The sequence below is a fragment of the Flavobacterium bomense genome (genome assembly GCF_003970355.1).
In genome coordinates this window covers 1-1,344 of record NZ_RYDJ01000124.1, presented here as the reverse complement: position 1 = coordinate 1,344, position 1,344 = coordinate 1, and the positions used below count along the sequence as shown (strand labels likewise).

1 protein-coding gene is annotated in these 1,344 nt (G+C 31.4%); it reads right to left on the bottom strand.

From position 1 onward, the window contains the following. Window positions 1-1,177, bottom strand: a 1,177-nt coding sequence (locus tag EKL98_RS16080) for a histidine kinase (RefSeq protein WP_126563154.1), incomplete at its 3' end; no start/stop codon positions are given. Window positions 1,178-1,344: the final 167 nt, after the last annotated feature.

Below are 1,344 nucleotides of genomic sequence, written 5' to 3'. Positions count from 1 at the left end.
AAACAGGGATTACTATGCAATAGGAAATTAAGCTTCCATAAAATCCTTTCAGTTGATCTACTCGTTTTTTAGCTCTAAAATAAGCTGTATTCTCGTTATATGTTGCAGTTGTGTCCATAATTGAAATTTGTTTGGTCAAAACAGGTATTTTGACTGTAAAGGTTTGCTCATTTTGCTCAATCAATACCTTCCTATTGGTAATAATCCCATAACGATTGATGATATTTTGCAAGCCAACACCTTGCCTATCTTGTAGCACTTCTTTTTTTTGATAATCATTTTGAATAGCGAGATAATCTCCTTCCATAAAAATACGAATGTGCAAGGGTTTTTGTTCGCTAACTACATTATGCTTTACTGTATTTTCCAACAAAAGCTGTAGCGAAAGCGGAACGACCTTGGCTTCTGAATTAAGAATTGTAGTGGGCAATTCATAAAACAAGCTATTTTCAAAACGCATTTTTAACAAATTCATATAGGTTTTGGCGAAAGCCAATTCCTCTTCAACCGAAACTAATTCTTTGTCTTTTTGTTCTAAAACATAGCGGTAAATTTTAGACAAAGAAGTTGTAAATCGTTGTGCATTCTCCGGATTTTCTTCGATCAATGAACTTAGCACATTCAAACTATTGAATAGAAAATGGGGGTCAATTTGGTTTTTTAAACTTTCAAACTTTGCCGAAGCCGTTCCTGCAATTATTTTCTGTTCAATAACTTCTTTTTTGGATGCTTGTTTCCAGTTGAGCATAAAACTTCGAGCGTGCATAAAAGTGGAAACCCCTAAAGAAAGAATCACATAAAACAAATGAACCCAAATCATTCTTTCGCTAAAGAAATTCAAAACATCCATTTTTTGAAACACCACAAAAGTGAGATAATCAATTCCTAAAACTACAGGAACAGTGTATAAAATGGTGCTAATAATACCAAAATAAACTCTCAAATTCGTTTGTTCTAACCAATTCCACCTTCTGTCTAAAATAGTATTAATCAATCTGTTTCCAAACCCAATCCCGTAAGAATATAGTGCACTAACTGAAAAAGTATTCAATAAAATTTTTGTACTAAAATCAGCTTGTATTAATGAAAAAACAAGAGTAAACACTAAAGAAATCTTGAAACAATCAATAAATCCTTTTTTTAAAGTTTCCTGAATACTTTTTTTTGTTTTGTTCATTATTACTTACAATTTGGGTTTAACATTTCCTATGAATTATACAAAACTCATTTAGAGATTCAAAAAAATTATTTACAATTTTTCAAAGCTGCTTCTGCTCTTTCTAATCCCCATTTTGGAGAAAAAGGTGTTTCAGGTTTAAAAGTAGCAAAAAGTGAGATAGCTTT